Annotated in this window: 20 protein-coding genes; all 20 read left to right on the forward strand. The window is 44.5% G+C overall.

Going from position 1 to position 19334, the window contains the following annotated elements; translation table 11 throughout:
- Positions 1-51: 51 nt before the first annotated feature.
- The 20 genes from MHB37_RS16820 (at position 52) to MHB37_RS16915 (ending at position 19327) form a co-directional block, all read left to right on the forward strand.
- The gene (locus tag MHB37_RS16820) at positions 52-729 is read left to right on the forward strand and encodes a response regulator transcription factor (RefSeq protein ID WP_076190267.1); all 678 of its coding nucleotides are present in this window, start codon (positions 52-54) and stop codon (positions 727-729) included.
- Positions 726-1733, forward strand: coding sequence for a sensor histidine kinase KdpD (locus MHB37_RS16825; protein WP_076190266.1), 1008 nt, complete (start codon positions 726-728; stop codon positions 1731-1733). The genes MHB37_RS16820 and MHB37_RS16825 overlap by 4 nt, the downstream gene beginning before the upstream one ends.
- 92 nt (positions 1734-1825) lie before the next feature.
- Entirely contained in the window at positions 1826-2539 is a 714-nt protein-coding gene (locus MHB37_RS16830) for an ABC transporter ATP-binding protein (RefSeq protein ID WP_405168274.1), read from the forward strand.
- Entirely contained in the window at positions 2536-3309 is a 774-nt protein-coding gene (locus tag MHB37_RS16835) for an ABC transporter permease (protein WP_076309489.1), read from the forward strand. The genes MHB37_RS16830 and MHB37_RS16835 overlap by 4 nt, the downstream gene beginning before the upstream one ends.
- Positions 3306-4064, forward strand: a complete 759-nt coding sequence (locus MHB37_RS16840; RefSeq protein WP_405168275.1) for an ABC transporter permease — start codon at positions 3306-3308, stop codon at positions 4062-4064. The genes MHB37_RS16835 and MHB37_RS16840 overlap by 4 nt, the downstream gene beginning before the upstream one ends.
- A gap of 190 nt (positions 4065-4254) precedes the next feature.
- On the forward strand, positions 4255-4839 hold the full coding sequence (locus MHB37_RS16845) for a TetR/AcrR family transcriptional regulator (protein WP_249267693.1): 585 nt from the start codon (positions 4255-4257) through the stop codon (positions 4837-4839).
- A gap of 156 nt (positions 4840-4995) precedes the next feature.
- The gene (locus MHB37_RS16850; RefSeq protein ID WP_405168276.1) at positions 4996-5865 is read left to right on the forward strand and encodes an NAD(P)-dependent oxidoreductase; all 870 of its coding nucleotides are present in this window, start codon (positions 4996-4998) and stop codon (positions 5863-5865) included.
- A 63-nt stretch (positions 5866-5928) separates the two neighbouring features.
- Complete coding sequence (locus tag MHB37_RS16855; RefSeq protein ID WP_405168277.1) at positions 5929-6981, forward strand: LLM class flavin-dependent oxidoreductase; 1053 nt, start codon at positions 5929-5931, stop codon at positions 6979-6981.
- A 60-nt stretch (positions 6982-7041) separates the two neighbouring features.
- The gene (locus MHB37_RS16860) at positions 7042-7983 is read left to right on the forward strand and encodes an alpha/beta hydrolase (RefSeq protein ID WP_405168278.1); all 942 of its coding nucleotides are present in this window, start codon (positions 7042-7044) and stop codon (positions 7981-7983) included.
- A 306-nt stretch (positions 7984-8289) separates the two neighbouring features.
- Complete coding sequence (locus tag MHB37_RS16865; RefSeq protein WP_312149983.1) at positions 8290-9216, forward strand: ADP-ribosylglycohydrolase family protein; 927 nt, start codon at positions 8290-8292, stop codon at positions 9214-9216.
- Positions 9217-9260: 44 nt separating this feature from the next.
- Positions 9261-10910, forward strand: a complete 1650-nt coding sequence (locus tag MHB37_RS16870) for a DUF6138 family protein (RefSeq protein ID WP_405168279.1) — start codon at positions 9261-9263, stop codon at positions 10908-10910.
- The gene (locus tag MHB37_RS16875; RefSeq protein WP_254848967.1) at positions 10910-11116 is read left to right on the forward strand and encodes a hypothetical protein; all 207 of its coding nucleotides are present in this window, start codon (positions 10910-10912) and stop codon (positions 11114-11116) included. The genes MHB37_RS16870 and MHB37_RS16875 overlap by 1 nt, the downstream gene beginning before the upstream one ends.
- Positions 11117-11513: 397 nt before the next feature.
- Positions 11514-12194 carry a nicotinamide riboside transporter PnuC gene (pnuC, locus tag MHB37_RS16880; protein ID WP_405168280.1) on the forward strand — a complete coding sequence of 227 codons (681 nt, stop codon included), beginning with the start codon at positions 11514-11516 and terminating at the stop codon, positions 12192-12194.
- A complete protein-coding gene (locus MHB37_RS16885; RefSeq protein ID WP_076303669.1) occupies positions 12191-13201 on the forward strand; it encodes an AAA family ATPase in 1011 nt (336 codons plus the stop codon). Before pnuC ends, MHB37_RS16885 begins: the two co-directional genes overlap by 4 nt.
- A 26-nt stretch (positions 13202-13227) precedes the next feature.
- A complete protein-coding gene (locus tag MHB37_RS16890) occupies positions 13228-14115 on the forward strand; it encodes an NrtR DNA-binding winged helix domain-containing protein (RefSeq protein ID WP_076277376.1) in 888 nt (295 codons plus the stop codon).
- 2 nt (positions 14116-14117) lie between these two features.
- On the forward strand, positions 14118-14669 hold the full coding sequence (locus tag MHB37_RS16895) for an NADAR family protein (RefSeq protein ID WP_405168281.1): 552 nt from the start codon (positions 14118-14120) through the stop codon (positions 14667-14669).
- A 60-nt stretch (positions 14670-14729) separates the two neighbouring features.
- Positions 14730-15005, forward strand: a complete 276-nt coding sequence (locus MHB37_RS16900) for a hypothetical protein (RefSeq protein WP_143763838.1) — start codon at positions 14730-14732, stop codon at positions 15003-15005.
- A 256-nt stretch (positions 15006-15261) separates the two neighbouring features.
- Complete coding sequence (locus tag MHB37_RS16905) at positions 15262-17217, forward strand: AraC family transcriptional regulator (RefSeq protein ID WP_076126581.1); 1956 nt, start codon at positions 15262-15264, stop codon at positions 17215-17217.
- Positions 17218-17291: 74 nt separating this feature from the next.
- Positions 17292-18317, forward strand: coding sequence for an iron ABC transporter permease (locus MHB37_RS16910; protein WP_076126583.1), 1026 nt, complete (start codon positions 17292-17294; stop codon positions 18315-18317).
- Positions 18314-19327, forward strand: a complete 1014-nt coding sequence (locus MHB37_RS16915) for an iron ABC transporter permease (protein ID WP_340393669.1) — start codon at positions 18314-18316, stop codon at positions 19325-19327. The genes MHB37_RS16910 and MHB37_RS16915 overlap by 4 nt, the downstream gene beginning before the upstream one ends.
- Positions 19328-19334: the final 7 nt, after the last annotated feature.

Below are 19334 nucleotides of genomic sequence, written 5' to 3' on the forward strand. Positions count from 1 at the left end.
ATTGTGTTAATCTGTCTAATAGTGAACTCGGTTTAGAAAGAGGGAAGTTACTTGAAAAGAAACGTGTTATATATTGAAGATAATGAGAAGATAGGCAGTTGGGTAAAGGAAGAATTGGAACAACGAGGATTTTCAGTACAGTGGCTGCTTTCTGGTGAAGGAGCTGAAAAAGAAGTAAATCAGCATGAAATCGTTATTTTGGATATCATGTTACCCGGTTTAGACGGATTTACTGTGGGGAAACGATTAAAAAAGGCAGCTCCTGCTGTTCCTATTTTGCTGTTAACTGCTCGAACATCGATAGATGATAAGGTAGAAGGGTTACAATTTGCTGATGACTATTTAACGAAACCATTCCATACGGATGAACTAATTGCTAGATTAGAAGTATTAATCCGTCGAAAGGGCGGAACACATTCCGAACGCATTTCATTAGGGAATTATATTGAAGTAGATCCGGAAATCCAAACGGTATTTGACAAACACACAGGAGAAGAAATTATATTGACAGGGAAACAACATCATATTTTGATGTACTTCTTACGCCACCCTAATCAAGTTTTACCAAAAGAACAAATCTATGAAGCCATCTGGGAAGAGGCTTATATCACAGGTGATAAAACATTAATGGTACATATTCATCGACTGCGTCAAAAGCTGGAACGCCATCCAGACTCCCCAGAGATTATTGAAACATTGAAGGGAATAGGCTATCGGGTGAAACTATGAGACAGACTAAATCACTATTTCGTCGTTTTCTAAAAGGACATTTTCTATTTATCTTTTTACCTCCGATCGTACTTATTTTCTTATCTGCGTTCATTGCGTCTCCTTTTAATGAAGAAGAGCTGAATAAGTTAAATTATTTTTACATTGTACTTCTTGTGTTTGGTTTTATTATTGTCGCATTTGTGGTAATCTCTTGGATTTTCTTCTTGAGACTTTGTAAACGTCTCACCTGCTTACAGGAAGTCATGTCATTTTCAGCTAATCATAACTCATTTCCTAAACCAATAGCTGTTCAAAGTGATCGTATGGATGAAATAGACCAGTTAGGAAGTTCCTTTAATTGGATGATTCAACAGCTTGAAGACAGTCGCAAGCGAGAACATGAAGAGGAATTGTTACGACATCGACTCATCGCGAATTTATCTCACGACTTACGAACGCCGCTTACCATTTTGAGAGGACATGTCACCCGATTAAATAAAGAATCAATGAGTCTAGAAGGACAAAACTCATTATCAGAGATGAACCATACGATTACTAGAGTCGGAGATCTAATGGATGATTTACTTTCCTATACATTGCTTACATCAGGAAAACATCCTTTTGAGCCCACTTCAACAGATATTGGACGTTTAGTAAGAGCATCTGTTGCTGCGTGGTATCCTGTATTTGAAGAAAAAGAAATCCGGATCGAGGTTGATTTACCGACAGAGAAGACTTTTTATTGGGAAGCAGATCCTAAATGGATGACACGTGTTCTGGATAATTTATTTCAGAATATTCTCCGCCATGCAGCAGAGGGCAAATATGTAAACATTGTGGTTGATGTAGAAAAAGAACAGATCATTGTTGCAGACAGAGGTCCGGGGATGGATAACTCTTCCTATGAGCGTGGGGCGGGGATAGGTTTATCGACTTCAAATTATATGTTGAATAAAATGAAGCTTAAAGCTGACTTTACATCAAATGAAAACGGCACAACAGTGGCTATTGGTAGAGCTTAACCTAAAGTTAAACCAGAAGTAAACAGCAGGATAACCGAGATGTAACTTTGCTTCTTTATAATTAGAACCATAACAGAAAGGAAGTGTTATGGTTGCTTACAATTAATAACTTAGTCAAACATCGCGGAACTGGGAAAATCTTATCAGGTATCAGTTTTAAAGCTAGACCTGGCAGAGTAACTGGTTTTCTAGGTCCAAATGGAGCAGGTAAAAGCTCTACACTTCGCATCCTGCTTGGATTAGATCGTGCTACCTCAGGGAGTGCACTAATCAATGGAAAGCCATTCGCAGAATTACAGAATCCTGTATCCACAGTAGGTGCCGCACTTGATGGATTTGGAGCTCATCGTATGCGAACAGGACGGGCACACTTGCGTTGGATTGCCCGTGCCGCAGGATTGTCTAACTCACGTGTCGAGGAAGTTCTGGAAATAGTAGGTCTTACTAATGCAGCCGGAAAAAGAGTTGGGAAGTATTCTCTTGGTATGGGGAGGAGACTTGGAATAGCAGCTGCGCTACTCGGTGATCCAAAAATATTGATTTTAGATGAACCCGTAAATGGGCTCGACCCAGAAGGAATTCGGTGGATTCGGACATTTTTACGTGAACGTGCTGAGTCTGGAAATACGGTGTTGTTATCCAGTCATCTAATGGGAGAGCTTGCAGAGACGGTTGATGATGTGGTGATTATTAAGCATGGAACCATCGTTGCAGATGGAACATTGGAAGAAGTAATAGGTAACTATTCCACGCTGGAGGAAGCCTTTTTTGCCCTGACATCTGAAAATGCGGGTGAAGTTGTATGAGAGCATTCAACGCGGAACTATCTAAATTGTTCTCCTTACCGGGTATTTGGCTTGCTTTTCTCATTGGAGCGTTTGCCCCAGCGCTTATTTCTGCCTTGGACAGCATAGCACAAAAAGAGGAGATTATAGCTGGAGTTAGCACGCGGCTATCGGAAGTTGGCTATATCGGGTTAGCTCTTGGTGTGCAAGGCGTTATTATTCTTGGTGTGCTTGCTGTCAGCAGTGAGTATTTGACAGAGAGCAGTGAATCTGGTGGAGGACAACAGATTACAACGAGTTTAACTGTTGTTTCATCCCGAATTCATTTTTTATTGGCAAAAGCAGGTGCTGTGACTGTGATCAGCATACTGCTTTGTATTGTAGCTATTATGACAACTGTGTCTGCAACGCATCTTATTCTTGGTGAATATGCCCCTGCATTTGAATGGTCCAGACTTATCGGTGCCATTTGTTACTGGACATTCACTGCTCTTTTAGCACTTGGAATTACTTTTCTAACTAAGAATGGCATCCTCCCGCTTGCTGTGCTCATAATAAATTCATCCGTTGTATCATTTAGTGTCCTGTTGTATAGGGTTACAAAGTTGGCGTTTTACTTACCAGATAGGGCTGGCGCTGAAATGTTTATGTTTACGGACAACACGTCCACAGGCAGTTTATTCGAGAGGTTTCACACCCCCTTCACAGGCGGTTTAGTCATGTTTGCCTGGGTAGTCGTTGTTTTCATTGTTGCAGCTATTGTATTCCATAGGAGGGACGTTGCAGCATGAGTGTCTCATCTAGTAGAAAGATAACACAAATCCTGGGTGCTGAACTGGATAAATTAGTTACATTACCATTGATAGGGCTCACTCTTTTGGTTACATTCATTCTTAATTTAGGTTTAGCCGCTGCTTTTACTTCTGTTGATCTACAAGGGGCAGCAGGAACGCAAAATATACTGAATACAGGACTTTCTTCTATGGGATATCTTCAAGCAGGATTCATTATTCTTGGTATCTTAGCTACTTGTTCAGAATATACAGGGGGACAGATTCGAACTACTTTAACTACGATACCTTGGCGAGGGTTTCAATTATCCACGAAGTATTTGGCCTTGGCCATTATAACCATTCCTGCGGCGTCTTTTACTACTGCATCAGGTGTACTATATACCTTTATCATGATGAAAGACACAGCAGTAGTGATTGAAATAGACGAAATGATAAAATCATTAGCAGGTGCAACAGGCTATCTAACTTTAACCACACTTCTCAGTGCAGCTATAGGTGCTTTATTAAGACGAACTACTCCTGCTTTAGTGGTACTGCTTGGCTATTACTTCATTGTCAGTCCATTGTCGAAAGATTTTCTACACAATACTAAATATTTTTTTCCGGATACAGCAGGATATTATATGTATATGCCGCCTTCCTCCGATGAAATAAATGTCCTTACACCAATGGAAGGGACAGGTATTTCCCTGTTATGGACACTGATCTTTATTACAGCAGCTATTATATTTTACCGTAAACGAGATGCCTAACTCTGAACTAGCTGATTTGATCATTAAACTAGAATAATATGCAACAAACATTGATGTTTGGATAAAAGATGTTTATGAGCAATTCAATGACTATGTATTTGCTCTTAAGAACGGACACCAATATGAGTGTCCGTTTATTTTATAAATCTGGACTGATCAGTTCAGATATGTTATATTTCAATGACGGGAGGTGTTACTTATCGCTAGGACAAAAGAATTTAACAAAGATCAAGCGCTGCATCAAGCTATGCTGTTGTTTTGGAAAAAAGGATACGAAGCGGCTAGCATACCGGATTTACTAGAGGTGATGGGCATTAGCCGATCCAGCCTTTACGATACGTTTTCCGACAAGCAAACCTTGTATACAGATGCCCTTGAGCATTATAAAAAGGGGAATTTCAATAAGCAGGCTATTCTTGAACATGCATCTAGTGTTAGAGATGGAATTCTTCAATTTTTTGAGTATCATATTGCTTCAGCATACGATACCAGCCTGCCGGGCGGGTGTTTTGTTACGAATGTAGCTACAACATTGGAGTCGCCAGATGAAAAAATTAATGAGTTGATAAAGACTAGTTTTTTGGAATTAGAGCAAGCTTTTTGTGACCTTTTAGAAAAGGGCCAGCAACGGGGAGAAATTGATAAAACGACTGATATCAAAGCGTTGTCTTATTTATTGTTGAATTTACATCAAAGCATTAATATTATGGCCAAAGCAGATCAGAATCCGGAACGTGCAAAAGAGATGATTAGCTTTGTAATAGCAGGAATCTAATTTTTTTTAATTATTTCGGAACGATCGTTCCGTTATCATATTCCCCATATTTTGAAGGTGCTAATTAAGGAGTATGTGTTAGACTATATTTTTTTAATTATTACGGAACGATCATTCCGTTATTGAGAAATCCCTCAAAATAAGGAGAGGTGTCTAATGAAAGTATCGTTTATTGGGCTTGGAAATATGGGGCTCCCAATGGCCCAAAATCTGTTGAAAGCAGGTTATGAATTAGTCATCTTTAATCGGACCCTTGAAAAAGTTGAACCCTTAATGAAACAGGGAGCACGATATGCCAAAACACCGCTAGAGGCAGTGAAAGAAAGCAATCTTGTAATTACCATGCTTTCTGATGATGCTGCTTTGAAGGAGGTCGTCGAGGGACCAGATGGTGTTCTGAATGGATTGTCGGAAAATGGAATTCACATCTCTGCCAGTACAATCAGCGTAGATCTGGCTCGAAAATTATCCGTCTCGCATGCGGAGCGAAAGCAACACTTTGTGTCTGCCACGGTGATGGGGCGCCCAGATGCCGCTAAAGAAGCTAAATTGCGTATTATTTTAGCTGGTCCGGAACAAGCAAGACAACGGGTACTTCCCGTTTTAACAGTATTGGGTCAAGAGATAGTAGAGATTGGGGATCACGGCGAAGAAGGGAACGTTGTGAAAATTGGCGTTAACTTTCTAATTGCTTCAATGCTGGAAGCTTTGTCGGAAGTGCAGCTAATGGTAGAAAAGCACGGTATTGATTCGTCCCGATTTATGAATGTCGTGAATGCTCTTTTTCAATCTCCAATATATCAGAACTATGGAGCGATCATGAGCGAACAGCGCTTTGAACCGGCCGGTTTTAAAATGAAGCTTGGGTTAAAAGATGTTGCATTGGCTATTGAGGCAGCGAAGTCCGTTCAAACTCCTCTACCTTTAGGTCAGCTTATCCACCATCACTTGTCTGAAGGAATTGCCAATGGTTATGGTGAGTTGGATTGGACGGCTTTAATCCGTTGTCTTGAGCATTCTTCTTAAGAAATTGGGTTGCACCGATGATGTCGGGCGAATTGCTAGAGAAAATATAAGGAGAGATTAACTATGGAAATAGGTGTTACTTCGTTCATAGAAACAAAGCCTGATACTGAGACCGGAGTTGTGATGAGTCACGCACAGCGATTACGAGAAGTCGTCGAAGAAATCGTCCTTGCGGATCAGGTAGGACTTGATGTGTTTGGCATAGGTGAGCATCATCGTGAAGATTATGCAGCTTCATCACCAGCAGTGGTGTTGTCTGCTGCAGCCCCCCTAACAAAGCGGATTCGATTGACGAGTGCTGTGACGGTCCTTTCATCAGCTGATCCTGTCCGTGTGTTTCAGGATTTTGCCACGCTTGACGGCTTATCCAATGGACGTGCCGAGATTATAGCGGGCCGGGGTTCCTTTGTTGAATCCTTTCCGCTTTTTGGGTATGACTTGCATGACTATGAGGATTTATTTAATGAAAACATCGAGCTGCTTCTGAAAATACGGGAATCTGAGAAAGTTACATGGAGTGGAGGACATCGATCAGCGATAAATAATCTGGGTGTATACCCGCGCCCTGTTCAGCACTCTTTACCCGTATGGATTGGTAGCGGCGGTACCCAGGAGTCTGCCGTGCGTGCAGGACTTCTGGGCCTGCCATTAGTCCTGGCGATTATCGGTGGAAACCCAACCAATTTTGCACCGCTTGTACAACTGTATAAAAAGGCGGCAGCTCATGCCGGACATGATGCATCACGGCTTCAGGTAGGTTCACATTCCATCGGATTTGTTGCAGAAGATACGGAACAGGCAGCAGAACTCTTTTTTCCGTCAACCCAGTACGGTATGAATAAGCTCGGCAAAGAACGGGGGTGGGCGTACTACGATCGTTCCAGCTATGATGCTGCCCGACGCTTTGATGGTGCGTTGTATGTAGGGGATCCGGAAACAGTCGCCCAAAAAATAATCCATCTGCGTAAGCATGTAGGGATTACACGATTCATGATGTATGTTCCCTTAAGTACGATGCCGCATGAGTTGGTTATGCGGGCTATAGAACTGCTCGGTACAGAAGTTGCGCCGCAAGTACGAGAGGAAATTGCCAAGTGGGAAGCTCAAATGGGATAAGGATTATCTATGAATAAGACGTAAACGAACGAATTCATTATTTTATTTGGAGGGATTATTATGAGTGTTGAACCACGTATACTACCAGAATTAAGAGAGGTTTATTCACAATTTCCTGGGTTTGAATTGGAGAAGAATTTAGAGTGGAGCAGGAGCTTAGTGTCAGCTGCATCCGTGGAAGGATCAGAGCATGTAAACACAACCAGGCGCAAAATCCCGAGGGATGGAGGCGAGATGCTGGTGAAAATTTATGAGCCTGCCGGGCGAACGAATGACTTGTTACCTGCCATGCTATGGATTCACGGGGGAGGATACGTGTTAGGACATCCGGATATGGACGACGAATTATGCGAACGTTTTGTTCAGACAGCTGAATGTATAGTCGTATCGGTTGATTATAGGCTTGCTCCCGAGCACCCTTATCCGGCGGCGATCGAAGATTGTTATGCTGGATTGGTATGGATGACGGAGGAGGCAGCCTTGCTTGGCATTGATGTGGATCGGGTTGCAATTGCCGGTGCTAGCGGTGGCGGCGGACTGACAGCAGCACTCGCGCTGATGGCGCGTGATAAAGGAGGACCGTCTCTTATTTTCCAAATGCCATTATACCCGATGCTTGACAACCGTAACATCACACCGTCCAGTCATGAGATTACGGAAGCAGGCGCAATCTGGAACCGAACAGACAACATAGCAGCTTGGAACATGTACCTGGGCGAGGAGAGCGACGTCAGAGGAAAATCTACTTATGCAGTACCCTCGAGAGCGGAGAACTTGGCAGGTTTGCCGCCAGCTTATACTTGTATAGGTCAGCTCGATCTATTCCGAGACGAGACAATGGAGTATGTGGCACGACTTGCACAAGCAGGTGTAGATGTTGAATTCCACCTGTATCCCGGTTGTTTTCACCTTTTCGAAATTTTCGCTCCAGAAACAGAAGTGAGTCAGCGCGCTGTTCAGGGCTATATGGATGCGATGGCCCGGGCACTTCATCCTAGCTAATTATAGGGACTAAAATAAACTGCGAATACGCAGAAAAAGTTGATTGGTTATTTAAGTAGAGACACGTAATTATTCGGGAAGTATTCATAAAAAAGATGAGGTTGTTGATTTTAAAAACAGCCTCATCTTTTGTTATATATTATTGATTTCAAAAAGGGCTTAGATTACTATCGTTTTGTTCATTGGAAGCTTATTTCTTCAATTTTTATTTACATGATGCAAAACAGTTTAAATATTGATAGGGTAGGCTTATATATTTGTAGACAGCTTGATCCAAATTATATCTAGTGATAAGGAGAATACAACATGTGGGATAAGATTAAGGGTGGGCTTTACGGCTTATTGATTGGAGATGCTCTTGGTGTCCCCTATGAATTCAGATCAGCGGAGCAGCTCCCACCTCTGGAGCAGATTGAGTTTACTCCTCCTGTGGGCTTTCAGCCCACCTACCGAGATGTTCCAGCCGGCACCTGGTCGGATGATGGTGCGCAGGCACTATGTCTGCTGGAGAGTCTGATCGATAAAGGTACACTGGAGCTAACTGATTTTGCTGACAAATTGGTCGACTGGTATCATGAAGGTAGATGGGCAGTAGCCCAACAAGTTTTTGATGTTGGGATACAAACCAGTCGTACGCTGACCACTTATTACCATGGAATGTCTCCTTACGAGAGTGGCAATACGGTTCCTGATGGGAAAGGGAATGGGGCGCTAATGCGCGTGCTACCACTTGCCTTGTGGCACAAAGGAACAGATAAACAGCTCGTACAGGATGCACATACTCAATGCCTTGTAACTCATGCACATATCTGTAATCAGGTATGTTGTGCCTTCTATGTGTTAATTGCACGTGAACTGTTGCAAGAGCAAGACTTCAATCTGTGCTACCGAACTGCTCTTAGCAAGCTTCGAACGATCTACCAGCAGATGCCTGAGCATGAACGGGAGCTCGAAGAGAACATTCAGCCAGATAAAGTATTCTATGGCGAAGGATCTGGTTATGTCGTAGATTCCTTGTTCAGTGCGTGTATGATCCTCCAAACCTGCACTTCCTACGAAGATGCCGTCAAACGAGCAGTTGCCTTAGGCAACGACACGGATACAACAGCCTGTATCACAGGTGGACTTGCCGGAATCCGATATGGGTATGAGCATATCCCTCAGCGCTGGATCAACCAGCTGCGAGAGACAGATCTGGTTGATCAACTGCTGCTCCGTCTTCAATCTGCATGAGGAGTACTAGGTTCTATTAGCACTAACTATGAGGAGGAATGGGAATGAACGCAGCAGTACAGAGGTTTTTAGACGATGTGTGGAGCGAGATGATAACCATATACAACAAAGAGACTATAAGAATAAATGAATTCATAGAAAATCGTCCGCTCCAGGCAGGGATAAAGGATTATCTTCAGGTAGCTTGGCGTGACGGAAAAATACATATTGATGTTGAAGAACCGTTCGATTGGACGGACAGCTCTTATGAAATCGAAGCAGGTCCTTATATCGCCGAACTCACGGATGAATTAATTAGATCTGAACTTTACCCGGCATTATGCAAGAGAGTGGAGGAGCTTTTTTTATCAGAGAAGTTAGGTCCTCGTTTTTTTGATTACCGATTCCAGATCGTACTTTCCTTTGAAATGGAGGACGAAGACTTAACACTTTGCGTGCATCTGGTTAACGAAGAGAAGCTGAACGAACTCCGCAAATCATTACAGAAGTTTATAACATCCAAAATCATGTCTGATCTTCCCGTATTGCCGAGTGTTGATGACCAGTTTTTCTTTTCTCATCACTTGATGAACCCTGATCTTATGAAGCAAGAAGAAAATGCGGTTGGCCCATTAATTGAGCATTTATCCGACAAGCTCAGAAGTAATAGGCGACGCTTAGACGAATGGACTGGCCAGTATACTTTGGCTATGGATAATTGGATTCAAAATATTTTTCTTCCACGCTATTTTGTGCGTACAGGCAGCTTTAGAATGGATTGGATACCTAAAGAGGATATGGCGCTTATGGATCCGAATGCAGATCAACTTTCCTTTTTTGTATATGCCGCTCTGCAAATTGGAAAAACGAAACCGGACATCCGGGAACAATATTTGAAACTAGCTGTCCAGCTTGGTTCAAAACACGCAGCGGAGTATATCCTGGGGGGAAGCGGGAAATTCACTCCAGTATATAAAGGGACCCGTGTTGAAGTTGATAATAATGATGTAACACAGAGCATTGAAGTCCGGATTTTGAACGAGGAGGAACCAGCTTATGGAGAAGCATTGGATCACATTACCGAATTGCTGCAGCAGGGATTCCCGAAGGAATATAACCTGAAGCTGAAAAGCAAACAAAAGAACTATCTTCCTCTAAAAAAAATGGCTAAATCAGGTCTTCATCAGTTTTTTGCGGGTGCACTAGCCTATCCGTCTCTTTTTCCTAAGCTGGCTGCGTATGCGGATATCGCTATGGAGCCCTATGCGTGGTACAAGGACACGGAACCGGGTGAAAAGTCGGTCATGCCTGGTACCTATGCTGTACTCGGATTAGGATTATATAGCAAGGAATATTTCTCACTCGTCTCTCGTTATATGGAGATGGTAGATTCGGAGCACCAAATGATACAGGATGGTTATGCGGAGACCTTTATTGATACGCACGGTGTGGAGGCTGAGCTTATGCCAGTTCTAGTCGACATTCTGCTAGCAGGAAATGAGGAAGCAAGATCTGTCAAAAACTTCGTGATCGATCGGGTCGAGCTTGCAGAAGCGCTGCTTCAAGAGCTGTCGCCTAAAGAAATATATGAACGGGAGCAGGTTCTATACCGGATATTCGGAAGCCGTGCAAAGCTGGAAAAATCCGTGAAGTCAGAGCAGACGGAACTTGAGCTTAGAGTTATTCTATCGGAGCTACTGACTCTTATAAGTTGATGACGATATATAAAAATGGAATTCCCTATTGGTTCGGGCAGGAAGATGATGATGTTTTTATTGTGGCTTCAGTGGAGCCAAGTGGTTTATCATTTTATGCACAGATGAGTAATAGTGATTGGAGTTCTTGGATAGAGAGATTTAAATTGGAAGCGACAAAAGTATTAGGATTTGATGTTGGTGAACCCGAAGACGGGTTTATGTAATGAAGTGCACAATTTAATTGTGGGGATGATTTCGTGTTTACTGAAATGGTAGCTCAATATTTACCTGTTCTCTTAGAAAAAGAGGGTGATTATTTATTCGAGTATAAAGACGGAATAGTAAACCTTAAAAAACAGTCCACCTATTGGTACGTTAGTTGAACAAGATTAGAGGAAATCCCTTTTAATAGGGGTTTCTTTTTATTTTTACAAATTTAAAGTTAGTTCTGTTGAGAAGCCTTAAATAAGTAACTGCCTGTGGAAATAGGAAGAATTTGCTTGCCCTTCGCAGAATTTTCTGTTATTTTTGATAGTAACAATATGTTATTAACAAAACGATACTAAGTACAACTAATTTTTTTCGCTCTATGAATGAGTGGAAAAAGCGGAGGGATGCAAGATGAAAAAGGTGGCGGCTAACTGGAATCTGTTCGAAATTACGTGGTTGATACTATTTACCTCAATCGCTGTCGGGTTTACAGTGATTACAAAGGACTCTTTATTCGGATTCACGGTATTTATTACTGGGGTGTTATGCGTGGTGCTTGCAGCGAAGGGCAACCTGATGAGCTATGTTTTCGGCATGTACAATACCATCGGTTATGCTTATTTGGCCTATATTAACGGTTTGTTTGGAGAGGTTATGCTGAATCTGCTATTCTTTGTTCCAATGAATGTCATTGGCTTCTACATGTGGAAAAATAATCGCCAAAAAGACGGTAGACTGACCATGCGGCAGATGGATCTTAGAAGACTGCTCCTCGTTGGGATGGTCTGTGTAATCGGCTGTTTAGTGCTCGGATTTGGGCTTTCGTTCATTCCGGGACAGAATTCGCCTTACATTGATGCCACTACAACGGTGCTGTCTGTTGTGGCGACCTTCTTAATGGTTAGAAGATTCAAGGAACAATGGCTGGTCTATATCATGCTAAATCTCTTTACGGTGCTGCTGTGGGCGATTCGCATGCTGGAGGGCAGCGGGGAAGGCCTACTGATGATCGTGATGTGGAGCGCGTATCTGGTCAACGCAGTTTACGGGTACTATATTTGGAATAAAGGGGCGAAGGAGGTGGCGGCATGAACACGCTTGGACTAACACTGGGGAAGTTTGCCCCGCTGCATAAAGGCCATCAGTTCATGATTGAAACGGCGCTACAAGAGGTCGATGAATTGATCCTAGTCATTTACGAAACGACAGTCACTCCGATCCCGCTTCATGTCCGGGCAAATTGGATTCGCAGGCTCTATCCGGAAGTCCGGGTAATCGAAGCTTGGGATGGTCCGGATGGATATTCGGATGACAGGGAGCATGAGGTTCGGGAAGAACAGTATATACTCGGTTTGCTGAACGGAGAGCAAGTATCGCATTTTTACTCGAGCGAATTCTACGGCAAACATATGAGTCTCGCTTTGGGTGCAATAGACCGGCGGGTGGATGAAGCTCGAGAGCGGGTCCCGATCTCAGCGACGATGGTCCGTTCCAATCCATATCAGTACAGGGAGTTCGTAAGTGATATCGTGTACCGGGATTTGATCACGAAATTGGTATTCGTTGGAGCGATGTCAACGGGTAAGTCGACGATCACCGAAGCACTGGCACAGCGATATTGCACAACGTTCGCAAGCGAATACGGACGCGATTATTGGACCGAACATCAGGTGGACCGCCGAATCGGCTTGGAAGCGTTCGATGAAATCGCGGTGGGTCATATCGAGCGCGAAGAACAGGCAATGCTTGCGGCGAACCGGGTTCTGTTCGTCGATACCAATGCGATCACGACGTATATGTTCGCCCTGGATTACCACGGCCGAGCCCCCGAGCTGTTAACCCGGATCGCTCTGGAGAACGCGCAACGTTATGATCTGTTCTTCTTATGCGCTGACGATATTCCTTACGACGATACGTGGGACCGCAGCGGGGATCAGAAGCGGCATGTCTTTCATAAACAGATTATCGCGGATTTGAAGGAGCGGCGGATCCCCTATATTACGCTGCGGGGGAGCCTGGAGGAACGTATACGCAAGGTAGATGAAGTGTTGGCAAAGTTCGAGCCCTACGGGAACTATTTCGGAGAGCTGAACGGTTAAATCAAATATAAAGGAGGCATACCCACTTGGATTTGTTGGATAAGGATGGACTTACGGAATCTGAATTTTTGAAGCAATACAAGGCAGGCGATTACGAGCGTCCTTCAGTGACAACGGATATGGTTATCTTCACTGTGACCGAAGACGAGGCTGACAGTTATCGCAAACTACCGGAAAAAGAGCTACGCGTCCTACTAATTCGCCGGGGGGCTCACCCCTTCCTGGGCAAATGGGCGCTGCCTGGCGGTTTTGTCCGGCCGAATGAGACGACTGAGCAGGCAGCAGTAAGGGAACTATGCGAGGAAACTGGCGTAGAAGACGTTTATCTGGAGCAGTTGTATACGTTCAGTGATATCGGGCGCGACCCACGAACCTGGGTAATAAGCTGCAGCTATATGGCTCTGATCAATAGCGACAAGTTGGAGCTTAAGGCAGGTGATGATGCAGCAGACGCCGCCTGGTTCAAGGTATCCTATCGGCCGCTGCGGGAGCAAAAAGAACTGATTGTGGACGGATACATCAAGACGCTGGAGTACGAACTCAAACTAAGCAGTGAAGAAGAAGAACTTTCGGCGGTCGTGGCGAGGACTATGACAGCGAAGACTACATCGACTGGCACGGATTATGAGATCGTATCGAATGACGGATTGGCCTTCGACCATGCGAAGATCATAGCATGCGCTATTGATCGGTTACGGGGAAAAGTGAATTACACCGATATTGCACTGCACTTGATGCCGAAGCTTTTTACCTTGACGGAACTGCAGCAGGTTTATGAGGTAATTATGGATAAAGAGCTGTTGAAGGCGGCCTTCCGGCGTAAAGTAGCCGATCTTGTAGTGGAGACCGATCATTATACCGAAAATGCGGGGCATAGACCATCCCGCTTATATCGAAGAAATTTGGAGGGTTAACGATGATTTACAATATCGATGAGTTAAGAAAAGCATATAACGAGGGAAAAAAGTTCAAATTCGTGTTTTTTTGGGGACATACACCGCCTAAGGACGGGAGCGTTGATAAAAGCTGCTTCAGCCAATGGTGGCTGTGCCCGTTCACGGTAGAGGGAACGCAGTACTCATGCGCCGAGCAGTTTATGATGGCCGAGAAGGCAAGGTTGTTCGGCGATGACGAAATGCTGGAGTCCATCCTTAAAGCTAAGCATCCAAAGGAGATGAAGGCTTTTGGACGTGCGGTCCAAAACTTTGACAAAGATATTTGGGATAAGGAATGTTACAGCATCGTCAAAAGAGCCAGCTTGGCCAAATTTTCGCAGAATCCTCAGCTTAACGATTATCTTAACTCGACGAAGAACCGCATCCTCGTCGAGGCTAGCCCGCGAGACCGTATTTGGGGGATCGGCATGGGCCAGTCCAATCCGGATGCGGAGAATCCCATGAAATGGCGGGGCAGAAATCTGCTGGGGTTCGCACTGACGGAAGCGCGGGACGAGTTGCTGCGGAGTTAGATTTATACAAGATTTAAATTAATGGACTTGAGGAAATCAATGACAGGATGAGGGATGACCGTGAAATATACCGATTATATCTGCCTGAAAACAGGAAGATACCAATCAGTAGGAAAGTTTGGCGATAATATTTATGCATATGAGGTCCTTACGGGGGTAACCGACTCCCCGGAGTACCATCAAATTTCTAAGGCGGAATTCGATTCTTTTGAAACTTGGAGCCAAGAGTACATTTCGGATCTTAAAAAAATGTATGAAATCATTAACCGTCCCGTTATCTGCAGCGGCTACTTAGGGAGAGCGGAACTTGATCCTTCACTGCTTCGGAATATTTAGCTGTAAATAATATCTTCTACTGAGAGTATAGAAACGATTCTTCGCTCAGAGGACAAGAACAAAGTCTCACTGGAAGCCGCGCTGTGCGCGGTTTTTTTTATCGGTACAAGTGCTTGTCTTTTGCTCAGGGCAAGAACTTGTCCCCAATGTCACTTAATGATGATATACTTACCTCATGAATTATGATATTGATAATCAATATCAATTGATAGGTGATATATAAATTGCAAAAGGTGAGATGAGGGAGCGCAGATAGATGCAAGACGAAGCAGCAGCAAGCCAGGTATTTACACCAGAGATGATCGATACGATGGCCCACATTTGGACACGTTCGATCATTACATTAATAGATGTACGTTTTCAGAATGTAGCGTCCCAATACCCGTTGGAGCAGTATAAAATGCCTAGTAGCATGTTTATCTATGCATGTGGAGGAGAAGCACAAATTCAACTGAATGAAACCACATTTGGAATGGAACGCTTTGGTTTAGTTCACGGAGGGAAGGGGAGCCTGCTCAGTATTTCGCCTAAAGGGGAGAATGTGAAGACCTTTATGGTATTTTATAAAGCAGAATTACCTCTTTTTTTCAAGAGGCACCTGCAGCAATTACTGGAGGAAGTAAATCCATTTGTTCAACAGTATGGTTATACACCAAGTAATCCTATCTTGCTACTCGATTGGTTTCAACAGATGATGAATGGCTGGAACCGCGGCAAAGCGATGGATCAGCTGCAGGCCAAAAGTTTTCTATATCAATTGATACATGGGGTGTACAGAGATTTTGAGAGTGGTGAAATTCGGTATCTCCAGCCAGATCCAGCCTGTTCTGCCAAGATATATCTCGATAAACATTACATGCAGCCGATTATGTTCCAAGAAATTGCTGATATGTTTGGGATCAGTGGCGGGCAATTGACGCGGCTGTTCAAAAAAAAGGAAGGCATGAGCTTACAGGAGTACCTCATTCAGAGAAGGATTGAAGCTGCCTGCCATGACTTGAAACATACAGAAGCAACCATTAAAGAGATCGCAACAGGATCTGGTTTTGCAGATGAGAAAAATTTGTTTCGGATGTTTAAGAAGTATTACAAGATGACGCCAAGTGATTATCGGAAAATAAACGCACTATCTATGCAGGTTGATGGTATTGATAATGATTCTCATTTTCTTTACTATGAGAGGGAACTAGCGGGTCTAGTCCAGTCTTATAGAGAAGGGGAATCAACCATGTTTGGAAAAGTAAGAAGTAAAGAAATGATCTTGGCGGCGACGATGAGCTTGATGCTGTTATTGTCGGCATGTGCGTCGGGAACGCCATCGAATAACGGGGGAACGGTGAATTCAAACCCTGCGCAGACACAACAGACGACACAACCGGAAGCTTCAGAAGCAGTCTCGCAGACGAGAACGATTTCCACAGTAAAGGGTGACGTTAAGGTACCGAACAACCCTCAGCGTGTTGTAGTCGATTATTTGGTTGGTGATGTGGTGGCCCTAGGTGTAACTCCTTTAGGGGTGGCGAGAGCGGCAAGGGACGGGAAAGAGGCTGTTTTTGCTAACCAGATTACAGACTCTATTAAAATAGCTATGGAGCCGGAAGATGTCATGACTCTTGAGCCTGATCTGATCATTTTAGCATGGGGCGATGAAAATTATGAAGATTTATCCAAAATTGCCCCGACAATTTATGTCCCTTATGGTGATATGACTACAGAAGAGCGGATACATTTTATTGGTGATGTTTTGAACAAGCAGGAAGAGGCTAAGGCTGTTCTGAGTGCTTATGCCGGAAAAATAGAAGAAGCGAAGCTAGCCCTTCAGAATGCAGGTCTTTCAGACGTGACGATTACTATGGGGGAATTCAGTGATAAAAGTAACTACATCGCTGGAGCCAAGCATGCGGTTGGCGAGCTTGTTTATAATGGACTTAAAATGAAGGCACCTTCAAAAGTTCAAACTGATATTATTGACACAGATAAATATTGGGGAGATATCTCTATGGAGGTCTTGGCTGCTTACATAGGGGATTATCTAATCGCTATAGGAGATACGGAAGTCCCTACTGATAATGCGGTCTGGAAATCGCTACCTGCTGTGCAACATAATCGGATCATATCGGTGGGTACATCGCTATCTTGGTCCACGGATATAATGACTTCCAGTGCATTGATTGATCATATTGTAAATCAATTGCTGGCTATGGCTAGATAAGGATTTTGACGAGGTAAAAAGAAGTACTCCAATTTGTAAATATGACTATCAGTAGGTAAGGAAAGGAAAGCGTAATGAAAAACAAGCCTGAACAAAAACGCCGTGGGGCGGTGAATTTCACCATGTACATGGTGGTAGGGCTTGGATTAACGGTTCTCATGTCGGCGGCGTCGATTAGCTTCGGCGCCGCCGACATGAGGTTAGCGACTGCATGGGAGGCTATTTTCCGATTTGATCCAACGCTCACTGAGCATCAAATTATACAAACCCTACGTCTTCCGCGTACCGTAGCCGATCTGATCGTCGGATGCAGCCTTGCGGTATGTGGGGCTATTATGCAGGGAACGACGCGAAATCCGCTGGCTGACTCCGGGCTGATGGGCATCAGCTCTGGTGCAGCATTCGCGATTGCTCTTTGCCTGGCCTTTCTGCCGGGTTATTCGTATGGGCATATGATGCTGTTTGCTTGTCTGGGAGCAGCACTCGCGACCGGGATCACTTACTTCATCGCGTCACTGGGCAAGCGCGGGATGACGCCTCAGCGGCTGGTACTGGCAGGACTGTCCATCTCTATGCTATTTGGCGCACTCAGTCAGTATTTAGCGATCAATTATAATCTGGGTCGAGCATTAGCATTCTGGACGGCAGGCAGTACAGCGGGGGTCAAGTGGGGGGAATTGCTGATCATCTCACCGCTATTTGTTGGTGGTGTACTGCTGGCGCTGGCGCTATCTCCTTCTGTTACACTGCTCAGTTTGGGGGATGATGTGGCAAGTGGACTCGGTATTCGTAGCGGACTGGTCAAAGGTTTATCGACGATTATCGTGCTCGTGCTGACTGGATTAGCTGTTGTCTTAGTTGGTCCGATCGGGTTTGTTGGTCTGATTACCCCACATATTGTGCGATACATGGTCGGTGTCGACTATCGTTACATTATTCCGGCAGTTGCACTATATGGTGCGTTGCTGACCGTGTCGGCCGATCTGGCTGGCCGCTTGATCAATAAGCCGTTCGAAACACCGATTGGTATTATATTTTCTATCATTGGTGTGCCGTACTTTCTCTTCCTGGCTCGCAAGCAAAGGAGGGAATCTGAATGATCAAGCAGCGTTATACGGTGCAAAGGGGCATTATCGTCAATATAGTGCTTATGGTGCTCATCCTTATTTTTGCTGTCATTAGCATGAATTCTGGCAAAATGAATCTTTCACCGCTAGAAGTGCTGAATGTTCTCCTCGGAAACGGTACAGATAAGCAAAATCTGATCGTGTTCGATTTTCGCCTGCCACGAATCACACTGTCGATCTTGGTAGGTCTGGGAATGGGAGCGGCTGGGGTCGTGATGCAGAGTTTGCTGCGTAATGACATGGCTAGTCCAGGGACGCTGGGGATTAGTTCGGGATCGGGTTTGTTTGTCCTGTTCTTCGTCGTATTCATCGCATCGACAGGAAAGGGCTCCTTTATTGCCCTACCACTACTGGCCTTTGTTGGCGGATTATTGGCGGCGGGATTGATCTTCTTATTATCGTATCGCCGTGGGCGAGATATTTCGCCAATCGGTTTGATCTTAACCGGGGTCGCACTCGGAAGCGGGTATGAAGCGCTGACCACCTTCCTGACTCTCAAGCTGAATGATTCGCAGATGGATTTCATGCTGCATTGGCTGGCGGGAAGCTTATGGGGCGCTGATTGGCGTTATATTTCCGTACTGGCACCATGGGTCTTGATTTTACTCGGCTATATTTTCTACAAGTCTCGCATACTCAACACCCTCCATCTGGGCAATCAGACGGCAGAAGGGCTGGGTCTTGCCGTGAAGCGGCAGTTTTTGGGGTTGTCGGTCGCTGCGGTTGCTTTATCCTCTGGCAGTGTGGCCGTGGGCGGAAGCTTCTTTTTCGTTGGCTTGATCGCTCCGCATGTGGCAAGAAAACTGGTCGGGCCCGATCATAAATTGCTCGTTCCGGCTGCCAGCCTGACCGGAGGATTAGTCGTGGTGCTGGCTGACACGATTACGCGCACGGTTAGCTTGGGGGGAGATGTGCCGACGGGAATCGTCATTACGGTCATCAGTGTTCCGTACTTTCTTTATTTACTATCGAAGGCCAATTAGGAGGACG

The organism is Paenibacillus sp. FSL H3-0286, from assembly GCF_045040705.1.
Lineage (GTDB): Bacteria > Bacillota > Bacilli > Paenibacillales > Paenibacillaceae > Paenibacillus_AQ > Paenibacillus_AQ odorifer.